Origin of the sequence: Escherichia sp. AM3 (assembly GCF_032029835.1) — a bacterium.
In the GTDB taxonomy this organism is placed as follows: domain Bacteria; phylum Pseudomonadota; class Gammaproteobacteria; order Enterobacterales; family Enterobacteriaceae; genus Escherichia; species Escherichia coli.
In genome coordinates this window covers 1-7,118 of record NZ_JAVUPQ010000102.1, presented here as the reverse complement: position 1 = coordinate 7,118, position 7,118 = coordinate 1, and the positions used below count along the sequence as shown (strand labels likewise).

Genomic DNA, 7,118 nt, shown 5'->3' with positions numbered 1-7,118 from the left:
CTGATAGAAACAGAAGCCACTGGAGCACCTCAAAAACACCATCATACACTAAATCAGTAAGTTGGCAGCATCACCAGAATGGAGAACCATTCAACAGAGTTATCGAAGCCGAGAACATCAGCGACTGCTATGACCACTGGATGCTGTGGGCGCAGATAGCACATGCAGACGTAACCAATATTCGAATTGAAGAACTGAAAGAACACCAAGCCGCCTGATGGCGGTTTTTTCTTGCGTGTAATTGCGGAGACTTTGCGATGTACTTGACACTTCAGGAGTGGAACGCTCGCCAGCGACGCCCAAGAAGCCTTGAAACAGTTCGTCGATGGGTGCGCGAATGCAGGATATTCCCTCCTCCGGTTAAGGATGGAAGAGAATATCTGTTCCACGAATCAGCGGTAAAGGTTGACTTAAATCGACCAGTAACAGGTAGCCTTTTGAAGAGGATCAGAAATGGGAAGAAGGCGAAGTCATGAGCGCCGGGATTTACCCCCTAACCTTTATATAAGAAACAATGGATATTACTGCTACAGGGACCCAAGGACGGGTAAAGAGTTTGGATTAGGCCGAGACAGGCGAATCGCAATCACTGAAGCTATACAGGCCAACATTGAGTTATTTTCAGGACACAAACACAAGCCTCTGACAGCGAGAATCAACAGTGATAATTCCGTTACGTTACATTCATGGCTTGATCGCTACGAAAAAATCCTGGCCAGCAGAGGAATCAAGCAGAAGACACTCATAAATTACATGAGCAAAATTAAAGCAATAAGGAGGGGTCTGCCTGATGCTCCACTTGAAGACATCACCACAAAAGAAATTGCGGCAATGCTCAATGGATACATAGACGAGGGCAAGGCGGCGTCAGCCAAGTTAATCAGATCAACACTGAGCGATGCATTCCGAGAGGCAATAGCTGAAGGCCATATAACAACAAACCCTGTCGCTGCCACTCGCGCAGCAAAATCAGAGGTAAGGAGATCAAGACTTACGGCTGACGAATACCTGAAAATTTATCAAGCAGCAGAATCATCACCATGTTGGCTCAGACTTGCAATGGAACTGGCTGTTGTTACCGGGCAACGAGTTGGTGATTTATGCGAAATGAAGTGGTCTGATATCGTAGATGGATATCTTTATGTCGAGCAAAGCAAAACAGGCGTAAAAATTGCCATCCCAACAGCATTGCATGTTGATGCTCTCGGAATATCAATGAAGGAAACACTTGATAAATGCAAAGAGATTCTTGGCGGAGAAACCATAATTGCATCTACTCGTCGCGAACCGCTTTCATCCGGCACAGTATCAAGGTATTTTATGCGCGCACGAAAAGCATCAGGTCTTTCCTTCGAAGGGGATCCGCCTACCTTTCACGAGTTGCGCAGTTTGTCTGCAAGACTCTATGAGAAGCAGATAAGCGATAAGTTTGCTCAACATCTTCTCGGGCATAAGTCGGACACCATGGCATCACAGTATCGTGATGACAGAGGCAGGGAGTGGGACAAAATTGAAATCAAATAATGATTTTATTTTGACTGATAGTGACCTGTTCGTTGCAACAAATTGATAAGCAATGCTTTTTTATAATGCCAACTTAGTATAAAAAAGCAGGCTTCAACGGATTCATTTTTCTATTTCATAGCCCGGAGCAACCTGTGAACACATTTTCAGTTTCCCGTCTGGCGCTGGCATTGGCTTTTGGCGTGACGCTGACCGCCTGTAGCTCAACCCCGCCCGATCAACGTCCTTCTGATCAAACCGCGCCTGGTACCTCTTCTCGCCCGATTCTGTCGGCAAAAGAAGCGCAGAATTTCGATGCTCAACACTATTTTGCATCCCTGACACCAGGTGCTGCAGCGTGGAATCCTTCCCCGATTACCCTGCCTGCGCAACCTGACTTTGTTGTCGGCCCGGCGGGCACTCAAGGTGTAACGCATACCACGATTCAGGCGGCGGTAGATGCGGCAATTATCAAGCGTACCAACAAGCGCCAGTATATTGCCGTGATGCCTGGTGAGTATCAGGGAACGGTATATGTCCCTGCCGCTCCGGGTGGAATTACTCTGTACGGTACAGGTGAAAAACCGATTGATGTGAAGATTGGGCTTTCCCTTGATGGTGGCATGAGCCCTGCCGACTGGCGTCACGACGTCAACCCGCGCGGCAAATATATGCCAGGTAAACCAGCGTGGTATATGTACGATAGCTGCCAGAGCAAACGCAGCGACAGTATCGGTGTTCTCTGCTCTGCGGTCTTCTGGTCACAAAACAATGGCCTGCAACTGCAAAATCTGACCATCGAAAACACGCTGGGCGATAGCGTAGATGCAGGTAACCATCCGGCGGTGGCACTGCGTACTGATGGTGACCAGGTACAGATTAACAACGTTAACATTCTCGGTCGTCAGAACACCTTCTTTGTCACCAACAGCGGTGTGCAGAACCGTCTGGAAACGAATCGTCAGCCGCGTACGCTGGTGACCAACAGCTACATTGAAGGGGATGTGGATATCGTTTCTGGTCGCGGCGCAGTGGTGTTCGATAACACCGAATTCCGCGTGGTGAACTCACGTACTCAGCAAGAAGCGTATGTGTTTGCACCGGCTACGCTGTCCAACATTTACTACGGTTTCCTCGCCGTAAACAGCCGTTTCAATGCTTTCGGTGATGGTGTGGCGCAACTGGGCCGCTCGCTGGATGTTGATGCCAATACCAACGGTCAGGTGGTGATCCGTGATAGCGCCATCAACGAAGGTTTTAACACGGCTAAACCGTGGGCCGATGCGGTGATCTCTAATCGTCCGTTTGCGGGTAATACCGGCAGCGTAGATGATAACGACGAAATACAGCGCAATCTGAATGACACTAACTACAACCGCATGTGGGAATACAATAACCGCGACGTGGGTAGTAAAGTGGTTGCAGAGGCGAAGAAGTAAGAGCAATTAACTATTTGCCGGATGCGGCGTAAACGCCTTATCCGGCCTACGGTTCGATGCGATTTGTAGGTCGGATAAGATGCGCAAGCATCGCATCCGACAATAAGTGCCGGATGCTGCGAAAATGCCTTATCTGGCCTACAGATTCGATGCGATTCGTAGGTCGGATAAGATGCGCAAGCATCGCATCCGACAATAAGTGCCGAATGCGACCTACATTCACATGGCGCTTTTTACATCTGACGGTTTTTATTGAAGTTAATCAAACTACCCGCCTTGATAATCTCGCGCTCTTCAGCAGTCAGACTTTCCATATAGAGCGTAATTTCCGTTACCGGCGCATCTTCATGGATCACATAACCTTTAAACGTCGTACCCGGATTATCCAGCGCCGCTTTAATGCCAGGGATGTAAATGTAATCCCCCACTTCAAAGGTTGGCACTTCCGCCATCTGCAGCGGTAACATCCCCCAGTTGATGACGTTAGAACGGTAGCGTTTAGTCGCGTACTCTTCGGCAATATTCGCCAGACCGCCAATCACACGCTGGCAGCTCGCCGCCTGTTCACGCGCAGAACCATCGCCTGGTTTCACCGCATATACCATGCTGCCAATTTCAGTTTGCAGCGGATCAATATGCTCCTGACCAGCAATCTGCTTAATGCGCGCAAACACCTCTGTCAGCTCGCTGACATTCCCCGCCAGACGCTGATTTTCCAGCTCAGCAGTCGCTTTACTTCTGCCAACATAACCGGGATCGCGGCGTGACAGGGTAAACTCCGCCAGACCAATCGGATTTGAACGATAAGAAGAGGTTTCACCGGAAGGAATCAGTTCGTCGGTGGTGGTCACTTCGTCGAGGATCTTCGAGCACACTTTCAGGACGATATTGTCAGTCAGCGCACCCAATTCCGGCCAGTCTTTAATGTTCGGTCCGTAAATCAGCGGTTGCTGAGTTGCCCCTTTCACAAAGCCCTGATAAACACGGTTTTTATACGGCGTTACATCGAAGGCGTACTCCGGCACGTTGTCCCAGCAATCAAGTTCGCTGGCAGAGGTTAAATAGCCACCGTTTGCCGCAGTCGCAGCGATAGAACGAGCGTCCATCAACGCCACCGCTGACATCTGCCCATTAGCTGGCTTAGAGCCTTCGCGGTTCGGGAAGTTGCGCGTGGTGTGGCGAATACTTAATCCGTTGTTGATTGGCGTATCGCCCGCGCCAAAGCATGGGCCGCAGAACGCGGTTCTGATGATTGCGCCTGCGCCAATCAAATCTGCTACCACACCTTTTTTGGCGAGATCCATAAACACCGGCTGTGATGACGGGTAAACTGCCAGCGAGAAGGTGTCATTGCCACAGGATTGACCGCGCAGTGCATTCGCCGCCGCGATGACGTTTTCGTAGTTACCGCCAGAACAGCCCGCGATAATCCCCTGCTGCACTTTCAGGCGACCATTTTCCACTTTATCCAGCAGCGAGAGTTTGGCTTTACCGTGCGCCACGCGTTCGGACTCAATTTCAATCTCACGCAGAATGTCGGTCAGGTTCTGGTTCAGTGTGTCGATTTCATACACGTTGCTCGGGTGGAACGGCAGCGCAATCATTGGTTTGATGGCGCTTAAATCAACGCTGATGCAGCCATCGTAGTACGCCATCGGTTGAGGGTTAAGCTGGCAGTAATCCTGGCCGCGACCGTGCAGCGCCAGCCAGTTATGGACTTCTTCATCGGTTTGCCAGACAGAACTTAAACAGGTCGTTTCAGTGGTCATAACGTCAACGCTGTTACGGAAATCGGTAGAGAGCGCAGCAACACCGGGACCTACGAATTCCATCACTTTGTTTTTGACGTAGCCGTTTTTGAACACGGCACCGATGATAGCCAGCGCCACATCCTGCGGCCCCACATACGGCGCTGGTTTTCCGGTCAGATGCACCGCAACAACTCCCGGATAGTCGATATCCCAGGTGTCATTAAGCAGCTGTTTTACCAACTCACCGCCGCCCTCACCGACTGCCATTGTCCCTAATGCACCGTAACGGGTGTGGCTGTCTGACCCGAGGATCATTTTGCCGCCGCCTGCCATCATCTCACGCATATATTGATGGATGACCGCAATATGCGGAGGCACAAAAATACCGCCATAACGCTGAGCTGCCGATAAACCAAAAACATGGTCATCACCGTTAATGGTGCCGCCGACGGCGCAGAGTGAGTTATGGCAGTTGGTCAGCACATACGGCAGCGGGAAACGTTCCATTCCGGACGCTTTAGCGGTCTGTACAATACCAACAAAGGTAATATCGTGAGAGGCTAATGAATCAAACTTAATTTTAAGTTTATCCATATTTCCGGACGTATTATGAGAAGAGAGAATAGACCAGGCAATAGTGCCTTTTTTGGCTTCTTCTTTTTTAATTTCGCCGGTGAAATGTTCTTCGGCAATTATTTCGTTATTACTGGCGAGAAACACGCCTTTTTCAGATAACTTGATCATCAAATGCTCCAGATATCTGCGCACCGTGAAGTGCGCAGAAAGATAATAAATGGATATACTCTAAATAATTCGAGTTGCAGGAAGGCGACAAGTGAGTGAATCCCCAGGAGCTTACATAAGTAAGTGACTGGGGTGAGCGAACGCAAACGCAGCACATGCAACTTGAAGTATGACGAGTATATTTACAGCATGTTCCAGCCGATCAGCATATTCCACCACCACACGCCGAGGGTGATATGCACCAGGAAGGTTAATATCGTCAGTACCGCACCGACCAACCACCAGGATTTAATATCGTTATAACCCACGCCAAAGATGACCGGACCTGCCGCGCCGCCATAGTGAGTAACCATGCCGCCATAGGAGTTGGAGAACAACAGTGCCAGCGCGGTTAACATTAACGGTGCGCCGGAGACGTTCGCCAGCATGGCAAATACCGGTAACATAGCAACGATATAGGCACTACCGGAAGCGAAGAAATAACGCACGATAATGCTGAGGAAAATAATAACGAAGAAAGCAACGTTACCGTGACCATCAAATGCCAGGTTATTTTTAAAGACTTCAGCTAACCATTCGAAGAATTTAATTTTCGATAATAAGGAGCTTAAGCCGATAATACCGCCGTACCAGATTAAGGTATTCCAGCCGCCTTTATTTTTAACCACGTCTTCCCAGGTAACGATACCCAGCAGCAGCATGGTTGCCATAACAACGATTGCCACGGTGGATTCATCAACCCCCAGAGACTTACTGAAAATCCAGCCCAGCAGCGCCAGCACAAAGACACCGAGCAGCATTTTTTCGCGGATTTTCATCGGTCCTAGTTCGGCAAGGCCCGCTTTAGCGATGGTTTTGTTATCCACCTTCTTAATTTCTGGTGGATACATGGTGTAAATCACCAGCGGGGTGACCAGCAGCATAATGATGCCCGGCAATCCGGCTGCCAGCGCCCATCCACCCCAGCTAATTTGCAGGTGCAGAATGTCGTTGATCATTTTCAGCGCCAGAATGTTCCCCGCCATTGCGGTAAAGAACATATAGCTGGTGGTTTTGGTGACCATGTAAATGGACATCATCAGGTAATGTCCGACACGACGCGGACTTTTTTCCGGTTCGGACCCCAAAGCCACCGCCACGCTGTTGATGATCGGTAACACAATGCCGCCCGCACGCGCGGTGTTAGACGGTGTTGCCGGAGCCAGTACCAGATCGAGGAATACCGTAACGTAACCCAGACCCAGCGTGGTGTTACCGATTTTACCAATCAGCAGATAGGCAATACGTTTACCTAAACCGGTGGTCACAAATGCGGCGCTTAAGGTAAACGCCGAGAACACCAGCCAGGTGGTACCTGAAGAGTAACCGCTTAATACGGCGGTGGTTTTAAACGCACCGTCGGATAAGTTACCGACCACCACCATTGAGGCAGCAACGGCAATTAACAGTACGACAGGTTCCGGGAAAGGCTTGATAACCAGCCCCACAATGGCCGCCAGGTAAATACCAAAAAGCACCCACGCCAGTTCGCTTAATCCTGCCGGAGCTGGCATAAAGCCAATAATACATGGGATCGCTAATATCAGAATTAGCTTCCATAACGATTTCGGTAATGACTCCAACTTATTGATAGTGTTTTATGTTCAGATAATGCCCGATGACTTTGTCATGCAGCTCCACC

The 7,118-nt window shown here is 49.6% G+C and carries 6 protein-coding genes and 1 pseudogene; 4 read left to right on the top strand and 3 right to left on the bottom strand.

The window, feature by feature from the left end:
• Positions 1-77 precede the first annotated feature (77 nt).
• From RTW80_RS21665 to RTW80_RS21650, 4 genes and pseudogenes are all read left to right on the top strand, one after another.
• Positions 78-218 (top strand): annotated as a pseudogene (locus RTW80_RS21665) (hypothetical protein); the annotation flags it as partial.
• A gap of 39 nt (positions 219-257) precedes the next feature.
• On the top strand, positions 258-476 hold the full coding sequence (locus tag RTW80_RS21660) for an excisionase (protein ID WP_001303849.1): 219 nt from the start codon (positions 258-260) through the stop codon (positions 474-476).
• Positions 454-1,524 (top strand): tyrosine-type recombinase/integrase, encoded by a 1,071-nt coding sequence (locus RTW80_RS21655; protein WP_000533642.1) that lies wholly within the window; start codon positions 454-456, stop codon positions 1,522-1,524. Before RTW80_RS21660 ends, RTW80_RS21655 begins: the two co-directional genes overlap by 23 nt.
• 134 nt (positions 1,525-1,658) lie before the next feature.
• A complete protein-coding gene (locus RTW80_RS21650) occupies positions 1,659-2,942 on the top strand; it encodes a putative acyl-CoA thioester hydrolase (protein ID WP_196066216.1) in 1,284 nt (427 codons plus the stop codon).
• A 233-nt stretch (positions 2,943-3,175) separates the two neighbouring features.
• On the opposite strand, the gene RTW80_RS21645 is transcribed toward RTW80_RS21650, so the two are convergent.
• The 3 genes from RTW80_RS21645 to RTW80_RS31620 form a co-directional block, all read right to left on the bottom strand.
• Entirely contained in the window at positions 3,176-5,437 is a 2,262-nt protein-coding gene (locus RTW80_RS21645) for a hydratase (protein ID WP_000593906.1), read from the bottom strand.
• A 182-nt stretch (positions 5,438-5,619) separates the two neighbouring features.
• Positions 5,620-7,059 (bottom strand): anion permease, encoded by a 1,440-nt coding sequence (locus tag RTW80_RS21640; RefSeq protein ID WP_312720124.1) that lies wholly within the window; start codon positions 7,057-7,059, stop codon positions 5,620-5,622.
• 1 nt (position 7,060) lies between these two features.
• Complete coding sequence (locus tag RTW80_RS31620) at positions 7,061-7,117, bottom strand: IS1 family transposase (protein ID WP_003032489.1); 57 nt, start codon at positions 7,115-7,117, stop codon at positions 7,061-7,063.
• Position 7,118 lies beyond the last annotated feature (1 nt).

Excerpts from the sequence above, each read along its gene's own strand:
- RTW80_RS21645 (WP_000593906.1), bottom strand. The coding sequence starts at position 5,437 with ATGATCAAGTTATCTGAAAAAGGCGTGTTTCTCGCCAGTAATAACGAA.
- RTW80_RS21655 (WP_000533642.1), top strand. The coding sequence starts at position 454 with ATGGGAAGAAGGCGAAGTCATGAGCGCCGGGATTTACCCCCTAACCTT.
- RTW80_RS21660 (WP_001303849.1), top strand. The coding sequence starts at position 258 with ATGTACTTGACACTTCAGGAGTGGAACGCTCGCCAGCGACGCCCAAGA.